We start from the raw sequence: 21697 nt of genomic DNA on the forward strand, positions 1-21697 counted from the left end.
GATCGATGAAATCGCTGAAACGGGCTCTCACAGGGGTTCTGGTCGCCGCAGGAATCGCCGGTGGAACGTTGGTGGGTGCTGCACCCGCCCACGCCGCCGTTCCCAACCTCCAGATGACGGGCGGGGTCTACTGTCAGTTCGCTGCTCCGGGCACTCCGTGGAACCAGGCGTGGAGCATGACCCGGTTCATGCGGGTCACCGCGCGTGACGGCGAGTTCCGCAACGTCACCCTGCAGGAGATCAACGGCGCGACGAAGTTCAAGTCGCAGCTGAAGAAGAACGAATCGCTCACGATCAAGACCACCTGGTTCGGCTGCTTCCCGTCATCGATCGCCGGATACGCGATCTCCGACTACGCCGAGAACCTGACCGACAATGCCGGTTTCTGGTGGAACGTCCGGCGCGTCGACAACCCGTTGGACCGGCTCGGCACGGGCTCCTCGGCGTCGGCGTCGACGGTCCTGACCGGCGGCGGCACCGACGTCGCGGGCGTTCCCGCGATCCCGGGTCGATGAACAACTGAAGCATTTCGCGCCGGGCGGCGTGCGGGGAGGACGCCCCCGCACCCGCCGGGCGCATGCGAAAGAGCGGCGACCGAGAGATCTCGGCCGCCGCTCTTGTGCGTTCGTCACGCGGAGGGGCGGGACACCTTGTCGGGCTCCGACGCGGCGAGCATGTCCTCGCGTTCAACGACTTTGACGCGTTCGCGGCCTTCGGCGGCGCCGAGTGCGCGTTCGTGTTCGTCGAGTCGGTACCAGCCGTCCCAGGTGGTGAACGGGATGCTCTTGGACTCGAGGAGTTCGATGATGGCGTCCTCGCCGGGTTTGCCGGGTTGGTTGAGGGCCCCGGCTTCCATGTCTTTGAGGATGCAGTCGACGGTCTCGTTGGCGTCGCCCTTGGTGTGGCCGATGAGGCCGACGGGGCCGCGTTTGACCCAGCCGGTGGTGTAGATGCCGGTGAGCTGGTGGCCTTCGTCGAAGACGCGTCCGGCTTCGTTGGGGATGACGCCGGCTTGGGAGTCGAACGGGATCTCGGGCAGGTTGTCGGAGAGGTAGCCGACCGCACGGTAGACCGCGCCGACTTCCCAGTCGGTGGTCTTGCCGGTGGGTTTGACGTTGCCGGTGCCGTCGAGCTGGGTGCGTTCGGTGCGCAGACCGACGACCTTGCCGTCTTCGCCGAGGATTTCGGTGGGGCTTTCGAAGAAGTGCAGGAACAGCTTGTGGATCGCGCCCTGTTTGGGTTCGCGGATCGCGTAGTTCTCGATGATCGTGGCGACCTGGTCGGTGATCTTCGATCCGCGGCGCGCGACGGCCGAACCCTCGTCGTAGTCGATGTCCTCGGGGTTGACGATGACTTCGATGTTGGGGGAGTGGTCGAGTTCTTTGAGTTCGAGGGGGGTGAACTTGGCCTGGGCGGGGCCGCGGCGGCCGAAGACGTGGACCTCGATGGCCTTGTTGGCTTTGAGTCCTTCGTAGACGTTGGCGGGGATCTCGGTGGGCAGCAGTTCGTCGCCGGTCTTGGCGAGTACGCGTGCGACGTCGAGGGCGACGTTGCCGACGCCGATGACTGCGACCTTCTCGGCCTCGAGGGGCCAGGTGCGGGGGAAGTCGGGGTGGCCGTCGTACCAGGCGACGAACTGGGCGGCGCCGTAGCTGCCGTCGAGGTCGATGCCGGGGATGTCGAGGACGCGGTCGTCGGTGGCGCCGGTGGAGAAGATGACCGCGTCGTAGTGGGCGCGCAGTTCGTCGATGGTGATGTCGGTGCCGTAGTCGACGTTGCCGAGCAGGCGTACCTGTGGTTTGTCGAGGACCTTGTGCAGGGCGGTGATGATGCCCTTGATGCGCGGGTGGTCGGGTGCGACGCCGTAGCGGATCAGACCGAACGGAGCGGGCATCCGCTCATACAGATCGATGCTGACGCCGCGGTCCTTGGCGGTGTCGGACTTCATCAACGCGTCGGCGGCGTAGATCCCGGCGGGACCGGCACCGACGATCGCAACCCGCAGCGGGCGGCTGTTGTCGCTCATGGAGTAGGTGTCTTCCGTTGCTCAGCACGCGCCGGCCAGTAATCTCGGTGACCCCCGGGTCCGCGCGTATGGATAAGGCCTATCCCTTCTACGGTAGGCGCTTGCTGTCCCCGACCAAAATCCGTCTGTGAGGTAACCCTCACCTCGACGGGTGATCGGCGGCCGGGGCCGCGGCAGGCTCAGGCCTTGCCCGCGGCGGCCGCGATCGGTTCGACGGCCTGATCGGCGACCCACGGGATGGTCAGAACCGTCGGCACCGACATGGCACTGCCGACCTCTTGGGGCAGGTAGACGACGCGGCCCGACTGCGCAACGGCCAGGCGGTTGAATGCCGCGTTCGACTTCAGCCGGTCGTTGGATCCCTCCCAGTCGACGGCGACGACGACGTCGGCCGAGTCGAGCAGGTTCAGGCTCTCGGCCGGGAGGTCGCCGTAGAATCCGCTGGTCAGCGATGGCTGCAGCGCCGGCGGGAAGGTCAGTCCGTATCCGGCGACGGTCTGCCCGCGGCCGTCGCCGGGGCCGTAGATCGACACGCCGCCGGTCGGGCTGGCGGTCACGACCACAGCGGTCTTGCCCGCGAGTTGCGGATTCTGCTCGCGGACTCGTGCGAGGAACTGCTCGGTCTCGGCCACCTTCCGGTCGGCCAGCTCGGGCAGCCCGACGGCGGTGCCGATCTGTCGGGTCTGCGCGTCCCACGGCACCTGCCAGGGCTGGAACTGCGCGGGCCGCAGGATCGTCGGTGCGGTCTTGCTCAGCAGGTCGAACTGATCGCGGGTGGGGTCGGCGCCGACCGCGGTGATGAGGTCGGGTTCGGTGGCCAGGGTCTTGGGGATCTCGTCGCCGAACGCACCCGAGGAATTGGGGAGGACGACCGGGTTCGAGTCCGCGAGCAGCTCGGCATTCCACGGTGCCGACGCCTGGTCGGGGTCGGCGAAGGGCGCGATCGTGGTGGGGGTGATCCCCAGCGCGAGCAGGGTGTCACCGTCGCCGACGCCCATCGCCGCGACGCGTTTCGGCGCCTGTGCGACCGTCGCGGGGGCATAGACCTGCTGCACGGTCACCGGGATCGCGCCGGCCTCGGGGGCGGGCGCCTGCGCCATCCCGGAGTCGACGGTCTCATCCGGCGGCGAACACGAGGTCGCCACGAGAGCTGCCGCGAGCAGCCCGACGAGAAGGGTGAGTGTGCGGCGGGTGGTAGAGCGCATCCGGGGTCCTCGCTGGTCGTTGCGTTCGGCGTCGTCGTTCTCCGCTGTACTTCGGTACTCAGGTACTCAGGTACTCAAGTACTTAGGGCCACCTTACTCACGGTGTTCCGATTGCCGACGACGCGCGGGTGCGCTCGTCGGGCACCGCACGGCCGGCGACGCCGGTCTCAACCGGTCCCGGGACGCTCGATAGACTGCCCGCCATGGCCGAAGCTGCAGGTGAGGGTGACCAGAGGCCCCCGTCGTGGAAGAACGCATGGCCGTTCTTCGTCGCGGCGGGCGTCGTGGGCCTCGTTGTGCTCGGCGTCGTGCTGTCGAATGTGACCCGTCCCGCCGAGGACCGGGCCGGCGACTCGGCCCAGGTCCAGTACGCGATCAACGACGTCTACACCGCGCGGAACGGCCCGAATTATGCCGAGTACCGGGCGAACACCTGCGCCGCCGACGTCGAGGCGGCCGATTTCATCTCCGAAGAGCGGTTCGTGCAGGACAACCGGGAAACCCTGACCCGCAACGGTCACATCGAGATCCCGGAGATCACGGAGTTGGTCGTCGACGGTGACCGGGCGACCGCGAAGGTTCATTGGCACTATGACAAGACACCCGACGACGTGAACGTCGTCGACACGATCGTGGTGCGCGAGAACGGCGAATGGAAGGTGTGTTCCTCATGACCTATGCCGGTGACCTGACCCCCCGTGAGGCGTGGGAGAAGCTCGAGAGCAATCCAAACGCGGTGCTGGTGGACTGTCGGACGCAAGCCGAATGGTCGTTCGTCGGCGTGCCCGACCTCGAGATCCTGGGTAAGCGCACGATCTTCGCCGAGTGGACCACCTTTCCCGAGGGGCGTCGTAACGACGACTTCGTCGCACAGCTGCGCGATTCGGGCGTGTCCGACGACCAAGAGGTCATCTTCATCTGCCGCTCCGGACATCGGTCGATCGGCGCTGCGCAAGCCGCGACCGCCGACGGAATCGGCAAGGCCTACAACATCGTCGACGGTTTCGAGGGTGCCCTCGACGAGAACGACCATCGCGGCGCGTCGGGCTGGCGTGCCGAGAACCTGCCGTGGAGGCAATCGTGAGTCCTGATCTGCCCGTGGGTCGCCCGCTGCCCGAAGGGTTGTCGGCCGACACCATCGCGGTACGCGGTGGATTGTCGCGCTCCGGATTCCACGAGACCTCTGAGGGCCTCTACCTCACGAGCGGTTACGTCTACGACTCCGCCGAGGCGGCTGAACGTGCCTTCACCGGGGAGGACCAGCGATTCGTCTACTCGCGCTACGGCAATCCGACCGTCGAGATGTTCCAGGAGCGTCTGCGTCAACTCGAGGGTGCGGAAGCGTGTTTCGCGACCGCGAGCGGTATGGCCGCGGTGTTCGTCGCACTCGGGGCGCTGCTCAAGGCCGGTGACCGGCTCGTCGCCGCACGCAGCCTGTTCGGTTCCTGCTTCGTCGTGTGCAACGAGATCCTGCCGCGGTGGGGTGTGGAGACCGAATTCGTCGACGGTGAAGACCTCGAACAGTGGGAGCGGGCGCTGTCCAAGCCCACCGACGCCGTGTTCTTCGAGACGCCGTCGAACCCGATGCAGAGCCTCGTCGACGTCGTGAAGGTCTCCGAACTCGCGCACGCCGCGGGCGCACAGGTGGTGCTGGACAACGTCTTCGCCACGCCGTTGCTGCAGCGTGGTCTCGATCTTGGCGCCGACGTCATCGTGTACTCGGGCACCAAACACATCGACGGACAGGGCCGCGTCATGGGCGGCGCCGTGCTCGGCGCCAAGGAGTACATCGACGGGCCGGTCCAGCAGTTGATGCGCCACACCGGTCCCGCGCTGAGTCCGTTCAACGCCTGGACGCTGGTGAAGGGTCTGGAGACACTGCGCCTACGCGTCGACGCCTCGGTGTCCTCCGCGCTCCGGATCGCCGAGTTCCTCGAGGCCGACCCGCGCGTGCGGTGGGTGAAATACCCGTTTCTGCAATCACATCCGCAGTACGATCTCGCGAAGTCGCAGATGTCGGGCGGCGGCACCGTGGTGACCTTCGAGCTCAACGACCACGACGGCATCGACGGCAAGAAGCGCGCCTTCGAGGTGCTCAACGGCCTGCAGATCGTCGACATCTCCAACAATCTGGGTGACTCGAAGTCGCTGATCACCCACCCGGCGACCACCACGCATCGTGCGATGGGACCCGACGGACGCGCGGCGATCGGCCTCAGCGACTCGGTGGTGCGGCTGTCGGTCGGGCTCGAAGGGGTCGACGACCTGCTCGGGGATCTGGACCAGGCGCTGGGCTGAGCCGGCGCGGCCCGGACGCGGCTAGTCGAGGCTGTCGATCCCCAACGCGTTCAACACCGTCCGGAGTTTGAACGCGGTCTCCTCGAGCTCGCCCTGGGGATCGGAGTGTTCGACGATGCCGCCCCCGGCCCACGTGCGGAGGCTGCGACGATCTGCCTCGAGTTCGAGGCACCGGATGGTCACCATCCACTCGCCGTCGCCGGCGGCGTCGCACCAGCCGACGGCTCCCGCATAGAAGCCGCGTTCCCCCTCGACCTCTCGGATGATCTGTGCCGCAACATCACTCGGTGTGCCGCACACCGCGGGGGTTGGTCCGAGCAGAAGCGCGAGATCCAGTGCGGTGGTGGCGGGGTCGCGGAGCGTCGCGCGGATCGGGGTGGCGAGATGCCAGACCTCTCCGGTCGACTGCAGTTGCGGGGTCGACGGCGCGTCGACGTCGTCGCACAGATGCGACAGCCGGTCCCGCAGATGATCCACGACGAACGCGTGTTCGGCGAGATCCTTGGCCGAGGAGAACAATCCGTCGGCGACCGCGCGGTCGACGACCGGATCCGGCGATCGGGGCGCCGACCCCGCGTACGGGTGACAGGTGACGACCGATCCCGACTTCCGCAGCAGCACTTCGGGACTCGCACCGAACAACCACGACCCGGAGCCGGTGGCCGCGCCGAGGTCGACGCCGAATGCATTGTGCCCGGCGTTCCCGCCCGCGAGGGCATCGAGGAGTTCGCCTGGCGCGACCTCTCGGTCGAGCACGATGTCGACGCTGCGGGCGAGGACCACCTTGCCGACGTCGCCGGCGACGATGCGTTTGACGGCATGCGCCACCCGTTCGCGGTGTTCATCCGCGGTGGGGTGCAGGGTGGTCGACAGCGGGATTCGCGACAGCGGCGGTCCGCCGGCCAGCGGTGCGTCGTCGAGGTCCAAGACCTCGGGCACCACCAGCGCGGCCGGGTCGGCGAGATCGAACGGGATCGCGCCGGTCAGCGCGCCGATCTCGCCGGAACGCAGCGCGGCCGAGGCCGCATCGACATCGGTGAAACCCCGGACGGCGCCCCGGCCCCGCACGGTGCCGTGCGGGCGGGACAACACGAACACATCAGTCGCTGACACCCCTGACACGCTACAGGTAAGTGTGCCCTAACTTCGGATCACGCTGAGTGAAAATTGACACGTCTGCGCGACATCGACGACTCTGGTTCGTAGGTCATGAGTGCCAGTGACAAGCCCCGGCTCGCTGGTCGGCAACCCTCCTCCGCGGTGGGGTGCTCCGGGTGACGACCTGGCCGCGTACCGACCGGACGCGGCAAGCGCGGAAATTCAGAGGAGCTCCTGCCATGACCGCTGTCCTGTCAGCACCGAGAACTGTCGGCCACGAGTCTGTCGATGCCCACGTCGTCGGTCTCGACCACCGTGCGCGCCCGGCCGTTCCCGGTCTCGCCCCGGTCGTCGGCGCCGACGTGACCGTACCGTTGGCCGGCGGCGGGACGACGCGATACGTCAATCTCGATTACGCGGCGAGTGCGCCGGCACTGATTTCGGTGGCCGCCGCGGTCGCCGAGGGGCTCGGCGAGTACGCGAGTGTTCACCGCGGTGCCGGCCACCTGTCGCAGGTCACGACCGCCCGGTACGAGGCCGCTCGGGAGACCGTGCGCGAGTTCGTCCGCGGGCGGGTCGACGACACCGTCGTCTTCACCCGCAACACCACCGACGCCATCAACCTCGCCGCCCACATCACCCCCGGGGACGTCGTGGTGCTCGACATCGAGCATCACGCCAATTTGCTGCCGTGGTGCGCGCCGCGCGACGGTCGCAACCGGGCCCGGGTCGTCCCGGCCTGCGACACCATCGAGGACACCCTGGTCGCGCTCGAGGCCGAGCTCGCGTCGGCGCCGGCCTCGCTGCTCGCGGTCACCGCGGCGTCGAACGTCACCGGCGAGGTGCTGCCGATCGGCCGGCTCGCGTCGATCGCCCACCGGCACGGGGCCCGCATCCTGGTCGACGCCGCGCAGCTCGTCGCGCACCGACCCGTGTCCATCGTCAGTCACGGCATCGACTACCTGGCCTTCTCCGGACACAAGGCATACGCGCCTTTCGGCTCCGGAGTCCTGATCGGCCGCCGGGACTGGTTCGACGCCGCCGATGCCTACCTTGCCGGCGGCGGTGCGACCGCCGACGTCGACCTGGGTCCGAGTGCCGGTGGGGTCACCTGGCACACCGGGGCCGCCCGCCACGAGGCCGGATCGCCGAACGTGCTTGGCGCGGTGTCGATCGCCCGGGCCTGTCGCGCACTCGCCGACCTCGGGCCGGAGGCGATCGGGTTGCACGAGGCGCGCCTGTCCGAGCGTCTCGACGGGGGACTGGCCGCGATCGACGGGGTGCGGCCGTTGCGGATCTTCGCCGACTCCACCGATCGGGTCGGCATCGCGGGCTTCACCGTCGACGGCATCGCACCGCGGGTCGTCGCGGAGTATCTGAGTACACAACACGGCATCGGTGTGCGCGACGGCCGGTTCTGTGCCCACCCGCTGCTCAGACGTCTCGGTCATCCGGCCGGCGCGGTTCGCGCGAGTTTCGGCGCGGGAACCACCTCCGATGACATCGACCGGCTGCTCGACGCGCTACGCGCCCTGACCGCAAGCACTGACCGAACAGACGATCCGACCGAACTCGAACGAGGGGTGACACGATGACCATCGAACTCGACGCACGTGCAGACCGCGGCACCGTGGTCCCCGCACCGACATCCGCACCGACGGCCCCGATCAGCATCGGCCGGCCGGGATTTCAGGTCGCCGTCGCCGGAGACGAACTGGCACAGACATTTCCGATCGTCGTGCGACGCGAGACCCTTCGCGATGCGCAGCGGGCGCGTTCCCTGCTCCGGGCCGGCAGCCACGATCAAGCGAGATTCGTTGTCGCTCTGGAGGTGGAGGTGGCCGTCGCGCCGGATGCCGCGTCGGCGCGTGCGGCGGCCGCTGACGCGGTGGTCGCGTCGTCGGAGGCGAGCTCCGGGACCATCCGCTACATCGGGACCACCCACGGACTGATCACGCTGGTCCGCGACATCTACGCGGCCGAGGTCGCCGACGCGGTGATCCTGGTCCCGATCGACGGCGCGGCCACCGAAGTGCGCATCCGCGAACAGATCCTGCCGGTTCTCGCCGAGCAGCGGCACCGCGTGGCCTGACGGTCCGCTCCGCTGGTACCGGCACCGAGCGCAGCCGCCGGGCCGAGCAAGCGACGAAGGAGCGCGTCGAGGTCGAGGCGCCGAGTCGAAGCCACTCCGGTGACCAGACGAGAACGCCGGCAGCATCTCGACGGATGCTGCCGGCGTTCTCGTGTGTTGCGAAGCGTCAGCCCCGCGAGGGCTCGTTGGCCGCGTCGGGATGCGAGGCGAGGCGGTCGATCGCTTCCTGCGCGACCTTCTCGGCCTGGTCGCGTCCGACCCACCCGCCCGGCTGGACCTCCTTGCCGGGCTCGAGGTCCTTGTAGTGCTCGAAGAAGTGGGCGATGGGGCCCAGCTCGTACTCGGACACGTCGGAGATGTCCTTGATGTGGTCCCAGCGCACGTCCTTGGCCGGGACGCACAGGAGCTTGTCGTCACCGCCGGCCTCGTCGGTCATCGTGTACATGCCGACGACCCGTGCCCGCACGATGATGCCGGGGAACACCGACTCGGGGAGCAGGACCAGCGCGTCGAGCGGGTCGCCGTCCTCACCGAGGGTGCCGTCGATGTAGCCGTAGTCGGCCGGGTAGCCCATCGAGGTGTACAGGTAGCGGTCGAGGTAGACCTTGCCCGTCTCGTGGTCGACCTCGTACTTGTTGCGGCCACCTTTGGGGATCTCGATGGTCACATCGAATTCCACAGTTCCTCCTGGCAGTCTTGATCGGGGATGCCGCGTCGGGCCGAAACGCCCGCACGCTGTCCCAACGATACTGTTGGTCCGGCGACCTCGATGTTCGTACCCCTCGTTGTGCGTACATCCGGGCCCGTTCCATCGACCGTGAACCGTGAGAGACCCGGAGGCTTTGTGGGCGCATCCACCCGAAACGGCGGTCGTCGCGGTCGGAGACTTCTGTGGTGGACGATCACCGCGGTGGTGATCCTGGCCCTCGTCGCCACGGCGTCGGTCGTGATCGCGCTCCGCATCGACCGGGAGCCGGAACTCCCGCCCGGGGTGCCGCCGCAACCCGCCGCGGTCGCCGTCGACCCGCGGATCGGCCCGGTGGTCGACACCGCGCCGGAGCCGACGCCGCCAGGGGTCCTGCGAGCGATCACGCCCGCACTGCGCAATCCCGCGCTGGGCGAGCTCAGCGGCAAGATCAGCGATTCGCTCACCGGTGAGGTCCTCTGGACGAGAACCCCCGACCGTCCCCGCATTCCCGCCTCGAACGCCAAGATCCTGACCGCCGCCGCCGTCCTCGAGGCCGTGCCGCACGATCAGCGACTGACGACGACGGTGGTGGCCGGCAGCAACGGGCAGGTCGTCCTCCGGGGCGCGGGTGACCCCACCCTGTCCGCCCAGCCCGCCGGAACCGACACCTTCTACACCGATCCGGGACGCATCGCCGACCTCGCGCGCCAGATCGAGGAGACCGAGATCCCGGTGACCTCGGTGGCCGTCGACCTCGGCGCGTTCTCCGGGCCGACGATGGACACCACCTGGGACCGGCGGGACATCCAGGGCGGCGACATCGCGCCGATCGAATCACTGATGGTCGACGGTGCCCGGCTGGAGCCGCTGGACGAGTACTCGCCCCGCACCGCGACCCCCGGCATCATGGCCGGCGAGGCGCTGGCCGCCGCGCTCGGTGTCGAGGGGCCGGTCACCGAGGTACGCGGTACCGCCTCGAGCGGATCCGGCGACGAGCGCGTGATCGCGAAGGTCCAGTCGGCCCCGCTGGTCACCCGGGTCAACGACATGCTCCGTTACAGCGACAACGTGCTCGCCGAGACGCTCGCCGTCGAACTCTCCGTGCATCGCGGCGGGCAGCCGACCCACGCGGGTGGGGTCGAGGCGATCGAGCAGGTGCTCTCGTCGGAGTTCCCGGGCCAGTGGGCCGGTACGACACTGCACGACGCGTCCGGGATCTCCTACGCGAACCGGACCACGCCGGAACTGCTCGACGCGGTGATGACGGCCGCGAGTGGTCCCGCCAAACCGGCCCTGCGCCCGATGCTCGACGGGCTGCCGATCGCCGGTGGCACCGGCACACTCGCCGACCGGTTCGACGCCGCCGACAACCCGGGCGCGGGGTGGGCACGTGCCAAGACCGGAACACTGACCGGGGTCAGTTCGTTGACGGGCATAGTGCAGACAGTCGACGGCCGCGTGCTGTCGTTCGCCCTGATGTCCGGCGGCACCTCGCCGGCGGACGCGCGACCCGCCCTCGATGCGGTGGTGGGTCAACTGAGAGAGTGCGGGTGCCGATGATCACGTCAGGAATCGCCGGGCCGGCGGCAGCGGAAGCCGGGACCGAGACCGGGACGCCGCCGGAATCGGGCGCCGAGGACACCGTCGAGCGAGAACGCCGACCGGGTATCGGTTCGCAGATCGACTGGTCGCTGGCCGCGTCCACGGCGAAACGACTCGCCCGCCCCGGCCCGAAGACGACCGCGTACACCTACGAGGCGGCGCGCGCCGAACTGGCCGACGCCGCCACCCGCGCCGAGGCCCCGGTCCGAGGGGTCACGGGTCTGGCCGACGGCCTGCGCGTACCGACCACGCGGGTCCTCGACCGGGCCGGCTGGATCGACGCCGCCTCCCTGTCGATGCGATCGATGCTCGGTTCCGACGAGGAATCCGCCGACGCGGGCTCCCCGGGACTCGGGGCACGATTCGGCGGACTGCAGGCCGGTGGTCTGCTCGCGTTCCTGTCCACCGCGATCCTCGGTCAGTACGATCCGTTCACGCCTGATCCGGAGACCGGCGAACCCGGAGTGCTGATGGTGGTGACGCCGAACATCATCAACGTCGAACGTCAGCTCAAGGTGATCCCGTCGGACTTCCGGCTGTGGGTGTGCCTCCACGAGGTCACCCACCGCGTGCAGTTCTCGGCCAACCCGTGGCTACGTGACTACATGCAGGACAACGTCGCGGTGCTCACCTCCGACGCCGGCGAGTCGACCACCGAGATCGTCACGCGGATGACCAAGGCGCTCAAGGGTTCCGACGGCCCGCGAGAGAAGGGCGTGATCGGGGCGATGCAGTTGCTGCAAAGTCCGGAGCAGCATGCCGCCTTCCAGCGGATGATGGTCCTCGGCACCCTGCTCGAGGGGCACGCCGATCACGTCATGGATGCGGTCGGTCCGGCGCACGTGCCGTCGGTGGCTCGTATCCGCACCGCCTTCGACAAACGACGCACCGCACCGCAGAATCCGGTGCAGCGACTCATCCGGGCCCTCATCGGGATGGATGCCAAGCTCGCGCAGTACATCCGCGGTAAGGCCTTCGTCGACGCGGTGGTCGAGGCCGTCGGCATGGAACGGTTCAACACGGTGTGGACCTCACCGGACACGATGCCGCTGCCGAACGAGATCGACGACCCGCGGGCATGGATTCAGCGGGTCTTGTGAGAAAGGCGGTCGCGGATTTCGCGGCCGCTCACCGGCTCGGTTCCGAGGTCTGCGTGGGACTCTCCGGCGGCCCGGACTCGCTCGCGCTGACCGCGGCGGCCGTCGGCGCGGGTCTCGACGTCACCGCGCTGGTCGTCGATCACGGGCTCCAGCCGGGCTCCGCCCAGGTGGCGAGGACCGCGGCCGACGCGGCGAGTGCTCTCGGAGCCCGAGTCGAGGTCCTGCCGGTGCGGGTCGGCCGTCGCGGAGGTCTCGAGGCCGCCGCGCGCGACGCCCGATACGCGGCGCTCGACGCGGCCCGCGGTGACCGCCCGGTTCTGCTCGGTCACACCGCCGACGACCAGGCCGAGACCGTGCTGCTCGGGTTGGCGCGTGGTTCCGGGGCACGGTCGATCGCCGGTATGCGCGTCTGGAAAAACCCCTGGGGCAGGCCGCTTCTCGGGGTCCGCAGACAACAGACCCTGGCGGCGTGCACCGAACTGGGACTCGCTGCCCACCACGACCCGCACAATCGAGACCCGCGATTCACTCGCGTCCGGCTGCGCTCCGAGGTCCTCCCGTTGTTGGAGGACACGTTGCACGGTGGGGTCGTCGAGGCGCTGTGTCGTACCGCCGCGGGGGTTCGGGCCGACAACGACGCGCTCGACGACTGGGCGGCCCGGGTGCTGGCCGAGTGCGGGCGCGACGACGGCCTGGCGATCGGGCCACTGCTCGATGCGCCGCCGGCGATCCGGACGCGTGTGCTGCGCGCCTGGCTGCTCGACATCGGGGCGACCGAACCGACCCACCGGGTCATCTCGGCCGTCGCCGACCTCCTGGACGCGACGGCCACCGCCGACCGGACCCAGATCGCCGTGGGTGGCGACCCCGGGGTGCGTCGTGTCGTCATCCGGTCCGGCGACACACTGACGGTCCGCCTCACCGCGAGGTGAGACGGACCGTCGTCGTGGGTTCCGCGGCTATCGACGCGGGGGCGTGAAGGGCGAGTTGATCGTCTGGAAGTAGTGGATTCCGGCACCGATCAGTGTGCCTCCACCGCCCAGTGCGAGGCCGGCGATGCCGCCGATCGCGGCTGCCGGCGCGACGCCCACGAGGCAGCCCACCACCACGGCGACGAGTCCGATGACGCAACCGATCACACCGCCGACGATTCCACCGACGACCGTTCCGACCAATGTCCCGACCGATATGCCGGTGCGGAGTTGGGACTGGAATCGTTCGAGAGCCTGATCGTCGCGTTCCTGCCGCGTCTGCGGAGCCGCGACATTGTGCCGAGCCACGCCGCGCAATTTCTCGACCTCGGTCGGATTGAGCGCCGACGAACGTGCGGCGTCCCGCGACGGAATGAGCGTGACCTTGTTCCCCGCGGTCCGGGTGTCGATCGGGAACTGTCGGAATTCGTTGCGGTAGGTGAGCGGCATCCGGAAGAGTTCCGCGCCGGCGATATCCCGGATCGTCAGATTCCCGTTGTCCGTGCTCACCGATGCGTTGTGCACGGTGAGAGTGAGTGCCGAGGCATTCCAGGACGCGTCGTATGTCGCGGCCGGGGCCCGCTGAGGTGCAGCTTCGGCCGTCGCGGCAAAGGCTGTGACGACAGCGGTGACCAGCACCAGAATCGCGCTCAGGCGTTTTTTGCGCAGGGGAGTACGCGAAGTGGGGAACACTAATGCTCCTTCTTGTCCACACAGGACAGGGCGTGAGAAGGGAGGGGATTCAGAGGTCTGGTGCTCAGCTCTCTGCTTTCGAGAATGTCAGACGCTTGATCCACATCGAAACGCATCCCCGCGAAATGGTGCCCGTGTGATGAGTTGTTATGTGACTGTTATCCGCATAGCAATTTCGCGAAATGTCGGTGTGAAAGGAGATGAATGGTGTGAGCAGGTGATTCTTGGAAAAACCGCAGGTCGCCTTTCATCATTTCTCTGATCGACGGCTGCCGGCCCCGCCGAGGTACCCGTTCGTCGCGGCGTCGGGAAAACATGACAAGCTGGAACCGTGCAGTTTGCCGATCCGTACGCCGCTGACATCGACGCTGTCCTGATCACCGAAGAAGAGATCAAGCAGCGCACCGCCGAACTCGCCCAGTCCGTGGCGTCGCGCTACGCCGACATCGACGAGGATCTGGTCCTGATCGGTGTCCTCAAAGGCGCGATCATGTTCATGACCGACTTCGCGCGGTCGCTCCCGATCCCGTCGCAGATGGAGTTCATGGCGGTGTCGAGCTACGGGTCGTCGACGTCGTCGTCGGGTGTGGTCCGCATCCTCAAGGACCTCGACCGCGACATCGAGGGACGTGACGTGCTGATCGTCGAGGACATCATCGACTCGGGCCTGACGCTGTCCTGGCTGATGAAGAACCTCGCCACGCGTTCGCCGCGCAGCCTCGAGGTGTGCGCCCTGCTGCGCAAGCCCGACGCCGTGCGCTCCACGATCAGGGTCGCCGACGTCGGTTTCGACATCCCCAACGAGTTCGTCGTCGGGTACGGCCTCGACTACGCCGAGCGGTACCGCGACCTGCCCTACATCGGTCGCCTGAAGCCGTCGGTGTACACGCACTGACGCGACTTCCCGCGTGACTCACGCGCCCGACCTGCGGAGGGAACGGTTTCACCAGCGTGATCGTTGACCGGTAGCCTCAATGTGTACGTCGACGGGAAGGACATGGGAACGGCGTCGGCACCGGGACTGAACCCGCGAGCCCGCTCGACCCCCACCAACTGGCATGAACCGTAAGACAGTCTTCCGCAACCTCGCCATCCTGGCGCTCATCCTGCTCGCCCTCTGGGGCTGGAGCGTGATGAGCGACTCCGGTCGGGAGTACCGCGGCGTCGACACCTCCGTCGCACTGCAGCAGCTCAACGACAAGAACACCAAGTTCATCAGCATCGACGATCGCGAGCAGCAGCTCCGGATCGAGCTCAAGTCGCCGATCAAGGTCAACGACGCCGACGCCGACAAGATCAGCGCCAAGTACCCGGCGCAGGCAGGCGACCAGGTCTTCGAGGCCGTCCAGGGCACCGGCACCCCGTACACGACCAACGTCAACGAGCAGTCCGTCCTGTGGCAGATCCTGATCTTCGTGCTTCCGATGATCCTGCTGTTCGGCTTGTTCTTCTTCGTGATGAGCCGTATGCAGGGCGGTGGACGCGGTGGGGTCATGGGCTTCGGCAAGTCGAAGGCCAAACAGCTCACCAAGGACATGCCGAAGACGACCTTCGCCGACGTCGCGGGCGCGGACGAGGCCGTCGAAGAGCTCTACGAGATCAAGGACTTCCTGCAGAACCCGGCTCGCTACCAGGCGCTGGGCGCGAAGATCCCGCGTGGTGTGCTGCTCTTCGGCCCGCCCGGAACCGGCAAGACCCTGCTGGCCCGCGCGGTCGCCGGTGAGGCCGGCGTCCCGTTCTTCACGATCTCCGGCTCCGACTTCGTCGAGATGTTCGTCGGCGTGGGTGCGTCACGTGTGCGCGACCTGTTCGAGCAGGCCAAGAACAACAGTCCGTGCATCATCTTCGTCGACGAGATCGACGCGGTCGGCCGCCAGCGCGGCGCGGGCCTCGGTGGCGGTCACGATGAGCGTGAGCAGACCCTCAACCAGCTCCTGGTCGAGATGGACGGCTTCGGCGACCGCTCGGGCGTCATCCTGATCGCGGCGACCAACCGTCCCGACATCCTCGACCCGGCCCTCCTCCGGCCGGGCCGCTTCGACCGTCAGATCCCGGTCGGCAACCCCGACATGGCGGGTCGCCGGGCGATCCTCAAGGTCCACGCCAAGGGCAAGCCGATCGACTCCGGTGCCGATCTCGACGGTCTCGCCAAGCGGACACCGGGGATGTCCGGCGCGGATCTGGCCAACGTCGTCAACGAGGCGGCGTTGCTCACCGCGCGTGAGAACAAGCAGACGATCACCGCGGAGGCGCTCGAGGAAGCGGTCGACCGGGTCATCGGCGGGCCGCGCCGCAAGTCCCGGATCATCAGCGAGCACGAGCGCAAGGTGGTCGCGTACCACGAGGGCGGTCACACCCTGGCCGCGTGGGCGATGCCGGATCTCGATCCGATCTACAAGGTCACCATCCTGGCTCGCGGACGGACCGGCGGTCACGCGCTGGCCGTTCCCGAGCAGGACAAGGACCTGATGACCCGCTCGGAGATGATCGCCCGGCTCGTGATGGCGATGGGCGGCCGTGCCGCCGAGGAACTGGTGTTCCACGAGCCGACGACCGGCGCGTCGTCGGACATCGACCAGGCGACGAAGATCGCGCGTGCGATGGTCACCGAGTACGGCATGAGCTCCAGACTGGGCGCGGTGCGCTACGGCCAGGACCAGGGCGACCCGTTCCTGGGCCGGTCCATGGGGTCGCACTCCGACTACTCCGCGGAGATCGCGAGTGAGATCGACGACGAGGTGCGCCGGCTCATCGAGGCCGCGCACACCGAGGCGTGGGCCATCCTCACCGAGTATCGGGACACCCTCGACGTCCTCGCCACCGAACTCCTCGCAAAGGAGACGCTGACCCGCAAGGACCTGGAGAAGATATTCTCCGACGTCGACAAGCGTCCGCGGATCACCACCTTCAACGATTTCGGCGAGCGCACCCCCAGCGACAAGCCGCCGGTGAAGACCCCGGGCGAGCTCGCCATCGAACGGGGCGAGCCGTGGCCGCCGCCGGAGCAGGCCAAGATCCCCGAACCGGTGGGAGCCGGCTACCCGGGTGCCCCGCAGGTCCCGGGTCAGGTCCCGAACTATCCGCCGATGTACCCCGAACCGGGGACACCGGGCGGACCGACACCACCGGCGCAGGGCGGCAATCCCGAACCCCGGTACCCCGACCACGGGTATCCGCCGGCTCATCCGGGACCCCAGTATCCGAACCCCCAGTACCCCAACCCCCAGTACCCGAACCCGAACTACCCCAACCCGCAGTACCCGGATCCGGGCGCGGGGCGCAGCGGATCGGGCGGGTCCTACGGCGGTGGAACGCGTCCGGATTACGGTGCGCCGCGGGATTGGTCGGCACCCGGCTGGCCACCCGAGCCCGAGCCGCGGCCGGGCCGCAACGGCGACACCAACGGGTGGGGACACCGCGCCGATGACGACGACTCGCGGCCGAGTTCGTAAAGTGGCCGGATGAGCATCAACGAGCGGCAGGACGCCGTACTCGCCGGACCTCGATCGGAGTTCGACCAGGCGCGTGCCGAGGCCGCGGTGCGTGAATTGCTGCTCGCGGTCGGCGAGGACCCCGACCGCGAGGGCCTCATCCGCACGCCCACCCGGGTGGCGAACGCCTACCGCGAGATGTTCGCCGGTCTCTACACCGAGCCCGACGACGTCCTCGCGACGACGTTCGACGAGGACCACGACGAGCTGGTGTTGGTCAAGGACATCCCGATGTACTCGACCTGCGAACACCACCTGGTGTCCTTCCACGGGGTCGCTCACGTCGGCTACATCCCCGGTACCTCCGGTCGGGTGACCGGGCTGTCGAAGCTGGCCCGGCTCGTCGACCTGTACGCGAAGCGCCCGCAGGTCCAGGAACGTCTCACCAGTCAGATCGCCGACGCGATGATGCGCAGGCTCGAACCCCGCGGGGTCATCGTGGTGATCGAGGCCGAGCACCTGTGCATGGCGATGCGGGGGATCCGCAAGCCCGGCGCGACGACCACGACGTCCGCGGTCCGCGGCATCTTCAAGACCAGTGCGGTGTCTCGCGGCGAAGCCCTCGACCTGATCACCCGGTGACGACGGCGCACCCGGTCCTCGCTCGCGGGGGAGTGCACCGGACCCTCGTGATGGGTGTCCTCAACGTCACCGCGGACTCGTTCTCCGACGGTGGCCGGTACCTGGATGCCGATGCGGCGATCGCGCACGGACTCGAATTGATCGAGCAGGGTGCCGACCTCATCGACGTCGGCGGCGAGTCCACCCGCCCCGGTGCGGTCCGGGTCGATCCCGAACTCGAGACGGCGCGCGTCGTACCGGTGATCAGCGAGCTCGCCGCTCGCGGCGTGGCGGTCTCGGTCGACACGATGCGTGCGCCGGTGGCGGCCGCAGCGGTGGAGGCGGGCGCGGCGATCGTCAACGACGTCTCGGGTGGGCGTGCCGACGCCGACATGGCGCGGGTCGTCGCCGATGCGGGGGTGCCGTGGATCCTGATGCACTGGCGTCCGGCCGGCGACAGCCCCGACCGCCGGTTCACCCACCGCAGCGGCGATGTCGGGGGTTATCGGGACGTGGTCGCCGAGGTCAGCGGGGAGCTGCTCGCCCAGGTCGACGCCGCGGTGTCGGCCGGTGTGGACGCCGACCGCCTGATCCTCGACCCGGGTCTGGGTTTCGCCAAGACCGCCGAACACAACTGGGCCCTGCTGCACGCGCTGCCCACCTTCACCGGGCTGGGTTTCCCGGTTCTGGTCGGCGCCTCCCGCAAACGTTTCCTCGGCACGCTGCTGAGCCGCGACGGCGCGGACCGCCCGCCCGCCGGGCGTGATGCGGCCACCGCATCCGTGTCGGCGCTCGCCGCCGCCGCCGGCGCCTGGGGCGTGCGTGTCCACGATGTCGCCGGCAGCCGCGACGCGGTTGCGGTTGCCGCGGCCTGGCGCGCCGGCGGTTCCCGAACCTCATCACCGGTAGGAGAATCGAATGGCTGACCGGATCGAACTGCGTGGCCTGAAGGTCCGTGGCAATCACGGTGTGTTCGACCACGAGCGGGCCGACGGCCAGGACTTCTTCATCGACGTCGTGCTGTTGCTGGACCTGCAGGCCGCCGGGGAGTCCGACGACCTCGCCGACACGGTCGACTACGGTGCGCTCGCGCAGCAGGTCGCGGACATCGTCGGGGGCGAACCGCGCAACCTCATCGAGAAGGTGGGCGCGGAGGTCGCGGACTCGATCATGACCGACGAGCGCATCAGCGCGTGCGAGGTGACCGTGCACAAACCGTCGGCGCCGATCCCGTTGACCTTCGACGACGTCGCGGTGGTGACCCGTCGTTCCCGCAAGGGAACACGATGAGCCGCGCGGTCCTATCGGCGGGGTCCAACGTCGGTGACCCGATGGCATATCTGCGTTCGGTCGTCGAGGGTTTCGCCGACGAGCTGATCGCGGTGTCCGCCGTCTATTCGACGCCCCCGTGGGGCGGGGTGGAACAGGACGACTTCCGCAACATCACGCTCGTCGTAGAGGGGCCGTACAATGCCCGGCACTGGCTCGAGCGTGGTTTCGAACTCGAGCGCGCGGCCGAACGGACCCGGGACATTCGCTGGGGGCCAAGAACTCTCGACGTCGATGTGATCACCGTGACCGACGCGGGCGGCGTCGTGGTCGCCGACGACCCGGACCTGACGCTGCCTCATCCCCGTGCGGTGCAACGGGCTTTCGTGCTCGTGCCGTGGCTGGAGATCGAGCCCGCCGCCACCCTGTGGACCCCGGCGGGTGTCCGTGCGGTGGCCGACCTCGTCGCGGGGCTCGACGCCACCGAGCGGGATGCGGTGCGCGCGGTCGGCCGTCTGACCGGGGCCGACTCGTGAGTGCGCCGGAGCCGCGGCGGCCGGATCAGGACGACGAGCAGAGCGGTCTTGGACCCACCCGGGTCCGCGATCTCGCCGCGATCGCGGCGGTCACCGCCGTCGTCGCGTGGATCCTGGTGCGGTACAACTACTCCGATTTCCCGCCGTTGCCGTTGCTCGCCGGTGTGGTGCTGTATGTGCTTGCGGCACTCGAGATCGTCATCGCCTTCGTCGTCCGCTCCCGCGTCGAATCCCGAGACGTGGGTCGCGCGCGGGGGCAGCTTCATCCGCTCACGGCGGCGCGAGTGCTGGCCCTGGCCAAGGCTTCTGCGATCCTCGGTGCGATCGCCGTCGGAGTCTGGCTGGGGTTGCTGGCGTTCCTGCTCGGGCAACACGACCTGGCCGCCGCCGACCATGACCGGCCGGGTGCCATCGTCGGACTCGTCGGCGGCGTGGTCCTCGTCGCCGCGGCGCTGTGGCTCGAGTACTGCTGCCGAGCCCCCGACGACCCGTCTGCGGTGGGCGATTCGTGACGGTTGCCGCGACTGGAGGTGGGGTCGCAGATGTGTCACCTAACATGCGGACTATCTGAGAAACTCCGCACCCGCCTGACGTCCGAATGTACTCACAGCGGGTAAATTCACGATCATGACGACCTCGAACGGCCGTGCCGCCGACTCGCGCCGGTCGAGTCGGTCACCGGCTCAGTGGTTGCTCGGCCTGTTGATCGTGCTCGCCCTGGTGGCCAGCATCCTCATGGTCTTCACCGACCGATTGTCGATCACCGGCTCGCTGGCGGTCATCGCGGCGCTGTGGGCGGCCGTCATCGGCGCGATCCTGGTGACGAAGTTCCGACGGCAGGCGGAGAGTGCGGAGGCGAAGAGCCGGGACCTTCGTCTCGTCTACGAACTGCAGCTCGAACGCGAGATCGCGGCGCGTCGTCAGTACGAACTCGACGTCGAGACGACCATCCGCAAAGAGGTGACCGCGGAGTCCAACGAGGAACTGTCCGAATTGAAGGCTCAGGTCCTGGCGCTGCGCTCCAGCCTGGAGATGCTCCTCGGCGAGCCACTCCCGGACCAGCGGGTCGCGTTGTCCAGCGAGAAGATGCGCGAACTGGCCTCGGGCCTGAACGACGAGTCCGGGACAGGACGTCGGGCCGGTGCCTCCTTCGGTGGTGACTTCACCGGCGACCTGGGGGGCGTGTCCTCCTATGGCGCGACCTACGCCGACGACGGGGTGCTCGCCGCCCGCGACTTCGCGGCCACCGCTCCCACCACAGACGACGGGCGGCACACCGGTCCGGTCGACCCCAACGAGATGACCGAGGTGATCCCGATCGTCACCGACGATCCGATCTCGGGTCGAATCGCGACGGAGGTCCCGTCCGATGAGGTCGGCGCCGGTGACAGGCCGGGCGGTGACGAGGCGCCCGGCACCTATGTCCCGAACGCCGACGTGCCAGACGCCGATGTGTCCGACGCCGAGATCGTCGACACCGACGCTCCCGATGCCACGGAGGCGGCCACACCGACCGCCGGTTCCGCCGGCACGGGCACCGCCGAGTCCGCGTCGCTCCCGTTCTCCGGCGGTTTCTACCTCGGTGAAGGCGACGAGGAGTCGGCACCTCGGACCGCCGATACGCCGGCCGCCGACACGGCGGCCGAGGTCGGCGCCGCGGATCAACCGTTGTACACCGACGACACCCCGACCGATGAGTGGGCAACCGGCACGCCCGCCGGTGCCCCCGACGCCGAGGCCCCAGACGCCACCGACACCGATGACGACGTGGAACCGCCCGCGTTCCTCTCGGCCGCGGGCCGGCACGAGAATCCGCCCGGTGGCCGGGCCGCGGAGTCCTACGGTGGTGGCCGCCGACGACGCGCCACCGACGACGACGCGGAATCGGCGCACTCGGCGGGGCTTCCGGTCTCGGAACTCCTGAACCAGTTGCGTTCGCAGGCCGAGACGTCCGGGGGCGGGCGACGCCGCCGGAACGGCTGAGCCACCGGTCAATCCCCCGAACGCTTCTGTCATCCGTTCGGGTCACATCCGTGACGTTGCCGCGGTTTCGACCGTGCGAGTTGG

The 21697-nt window shown here is 68.6% G+C and carries 22 protein-coding genes and 1 riboswitch; of the genes, 17 read left to right on the forward strand and 5 right to left on the reverse strand.

All coding sequences use genetic code 11. From position 1 onward, the window contains the following. The first annotated feature begins 5 nt into the window (after positions 1–5). Entirely contained in the window at positions 6–515 is a 510-nt protein-coding gene (locus AB4Z55_RS07255; protein ID WP_004020777.1) for a hypothetical protein, read from the forward strand. Positions 516–628: 113 nt separating this feature from the next. Here AB4Z55_RS07255 and AB4Z55_RS07260 read toward each other — a convergent pair whose 3' ends face one another. Both AB4Z55_RS07260 and AB4Z55_RS07265 read right to left on the reverse strand, forming a co-directional pair. Next, positions 629–2026 (reverse strand): FAD-dependent oxidoreductase, encoded by a 1398-nt coding sequence (locus AB4Z55_RS07260; protein ID WP_004020778.1) that lies wholly within the window; start codon positions 2024–2026, stop codon positions 629–631. 179 nt (positions 2027–2205) lie between these two features. Next, positions 2206–3231: an ABC transporter substrate-binding protein gene (locus AB4Z55_RS07265; protein WP_239403764.1), complete on the reverse strand. Its 1026-nt coding sequence runs from the start codon at positions 3229–3231 to the stop codon at positions 2206–2208. Between the two features lie 203 nt (positions 3232–3434). Between AB4Z55_RS07265 and AB4Z55_RS07270 the strand changes: the two genes are divergently transcribed. The 3 genes from AB4Z55_RS07270 to AB4Z55_RS07280 are packed head-to-tail and all read left to right on the forward strand — an operon-like array spanning position 3435 to position 5529. Next, positions 3435–3905, forward strand: coding sequence for a hypothetical protein (locus tag AB4Z55_RS07270; RefSeq protein WP_101819793.1), 471 nt, complete (start codon positions 3435–3437; stop codon positions 3903–3905). Beyond that, entirely contained in the window at positions 3902–4315 is a 414-nt protein-coding gene (locus AB4Z55_RS07275) for a rhodanese-like domain-containing protein (protein WP_033205106.1), read from the forward strand. Before AB4Z55_RS07270 ends, AB4Z55_RS07275 begins: the two co-directional genes overlap by 4 nt. Further along, entirely contained in the window at positions 4312–5529 is a 1218-nt protein-coding gene (locus tag AB4Z55_RS07280; RefSeq protein WP_239403765.1) for an O-succinylhomoserine sulfhydrylase, read from the forward strand. Before AB4Z55_RS07275 ends, AB4Z55_RS07280 begins: the two co-directional genes overlap by 4 nt. Positions 5530–5550: 21 nt before the next feature. On the opposite strand, the gene AB4Z55_RS07285 is transcribed toward AB4Z55_RS07280, so the two are convergent. After that, positions 5551–6627, reverse strand: coding sequence for an isochorismate synthase (locus AB4Z55_RS07285; RefSeq protein WP_354561292.1), 1077 nt, complete (start codon positions 6625–6627; stop codon positions 5551–5553). 107 nt (positions 6628–6734) lie between these two features. Beyond that, positions 6735–6848, forward strand: a riboswitch (SAM riboswitch). 18 nt (positions 6849–6866) lie between these two features. Here AB4Z55_RS07285 and AB4Z55_RS07290 point away from each other — a divergent pair. Further along, the gene (locus AB4Z55_RS07290; protein WP_354560963.1) at positions 6867–8222 is read left to right on the forward strand and encodes an aminotransferase class V-fold PLP-dependent enzyme; all 1356 of its coding nucleotides are present in this window, start codon (positions 6867–6869) and stop codon (positions 8220–8222) included. Next, entirely contained in the window at positions 8219–8719 is a 501-nt protein-coding gene (locus AB4Z55_RS07295) for a hypothetical protein (protein ID WP_239403767.1), read from the forward strand. Before AB4Z55_RS07290 ends, AB4Z55_RS07295 begins: the two co-directional genes overlap by 4 nt. Positions 8720–8885: 166 nt before the next feature. Here AB4Z55_RS07295 and AB4Z55_RS07300 read toward each other — a convergent pair whose 3' ends face one another. Then, complete coding sequence (locus tag AB4Z55_RS07300) at positions 8886–9398, reverse strand: inorganic diphosphatase (RefSeq protein ID WP_004020801.1); 513 nt, start codon at positions 9396–9398, stop codon at positions 8886–8888. A 165-nt stretch (positions 9399–9563) separates the two neighbouring features. Between AB4Z55_RS07300 and dacB the strand changes: the two genes are divergently transcribed. The 3 genes from dacB to tilS are packed head-to-tail and all read left to right on the forward strand — an operon-like array spanning position 9564 to position 13041. Further along, the gene (gene dacB, locus AB4Z55_RS07305; RefSeq protein ID WP_354560961.1) at positions 9564–10967 is read left to right on the forward strand and encodes a D-alanyl-D-alanine carboxypeptidase/D-alanyl-D-alanine-endopeptidase; all 1404 of its coding nucleotides are present in this window, start codon (positions 9564–9566) and stop codon (positions 10965–10967) included. Continuing rightward, a complete protein-coding gene (locus AB4Z55_RS07310; RefSeq protein WP_354560959.1) occupies positions 10964–12109 on the forward strand; it encodes a zinc-dependent metalloprotease in 1146 nt (381 codons plus the stop codon). Before dacB ends, AB4Z55_RS07310 begins: the two co-directional genes overlap by 4 nt. Continuing rightward, complete coding sequence (tilS, locus tag AB4Z55_RS07315) at positions 12088–13041, forward strand: tRNA lysidine(34) synthetase TilS (protein WP_257881160.1); 954 nt, start codon at positions 12088–12090, stop codon at positions 13039–13041. The genes AB4Z55_RS07310 and tilS overlap by 22 nt, the downstream gene beginning before the upstream one ends. Before the next feature lie 27 nt (positions 13042–13068). Here tilS and AB4Z55_RS07320 read toward each other — a convergent pair whose 3' ends face one another. Beyond that, complete coding sequence (locus AB4Z55_RS07320; RefSeq protein WP_354560957.1) at positions 13069–13773, reverse strand: glycine zipper family protein; 705 nt, start codon at positions 13771–13773, stop codon at positions 13069–13071. A gap of 331 nt (positions 13774–14104) precedes the next feature. Here AB4Z55_RS07320 and hpt point away from each other — a divergent pair, with 331 nt between their 5' ends. The 8 genes from hpt to AB4Z55_RS07360 all read left to right on the forward strand — a co-directional run bounded on the left by hpt (position 14105) and on the right by AB4Z55_RS07360 (position 21613). Continuing rightward, positions 14105–14668 carry a hypoxanthine phosphoribosyltransferase gene (gene hpt / locus AB4Z55_RS07325; RefSeq protein ID WP_004020806.1) on the forward strand — a complete coding sequence of 188 codons (564 nt, stop codon included), beginning with the start codon at positions 14105–14107 and terminating at the stop codon, positions 14666–14668. Positions 14669–14831: 163 nt separating this feature from the next. Further along, positions 14832–17225 carry an ATP-dependent zinc metalloprotease FtsH gene (gene ftsH, locus AB4Z55_RS07330; RefSeq protein WP_004020807.1) on the forward strand — a complete coding sequence of 798 codons (2394 nt, stop codon included), beginning with the start codon at positions 14832–14834 and terminating at the stop codon, positions 17223–17225. A gap of 9 nt (positions 17226–17234) precedes the next feature. Continuing rightward, positions 17235–17846, forward strand: a complete 612-nt coding sequence (gene folE / locus AB4Z55_RS07335; RefSeq protein ID WP_004020808.1) for a GTP cyclohydrolase I FolE — start codon at positions 17235–17237, stop codon at positions 17844–17846. A 50-nt stretch (positions 17847–17896) separates the two neighbouring features. Then, positions 17897–18751: a dihydropteroate synthase gene (folP, locus tag AB4Z55_RS07340; protein WP_248645650.1), complete on the forward strand. Its 855-nt coding sequence runs from the start codon at positions 17897–17899 to the stop codon at positions 18749–18751. Then, the gene (folB, locus tag AB4Z55_RS07345; protein WP_101819815.1) at positions 18744–19115 is read left to right on the forward strand and encodes a dihydroneopterin aldolase; all 372 of its coding nucleotides are present in this window, start codon (positions 18744–18746) and stop codon (positions 19113–19115) included. The genes folP and folB overlap by 8 nt, the downstream gene beginning before the upstream one ends. Beyond that, positions 19112–19630, forward strand: coding sequence for a 2-amino-4-hydroxy-6-hydroxymethyldihydropteridine diphosphokinase (gene folK / locus AB4Z55_RS07350; protein ID WP_354560955.1), 519 nt, complete (start codon positions 19112–19114; stop codon positions 19628–19630). Before folB ends, folK begins: the two co-directional genes overlap by 4 nt. Further along, positions 19627–20142: a DUF3180 domain-containing protein gene (locus tag AB4Z55_RS07355; RefSeq protein WP_004020812.1), complete on the forward strand. Its 516-nt coding sequence runs from the start codon at positions 19627–19629 to the stop codon at positions 20140–20142. The genes folK and AB4Z55_RS07355 overlap by 4 nt, the downstream gene beginning before the upstream one ends. A gap of 115 nt (positions 20143–20257) precedes the next feature. Next, positions 20258–21613 (forward strand): DUF6779 domain-containing protein, encoded by a 1356-nt coding sequence (locus AB4Z55_RS07360; RefSeq protein ID WP_354560954.1) that lies wholly within the window; start codon positions 20258–20260, stop codon positions 21611–21613. Positions 21614–21697: the final 84 nt, after the last annotated feature.

This window comes from Gordonia sp. ABKF26 (genome assembly GCF_041103195.1).
GTDB classification, from domain to species: domain Bacteria; phylum Actinomycetota; class Actinomycetes; order Mycobacteriales; family Mycobacteriaceae; genus Gordonia; species Gordonia terrae.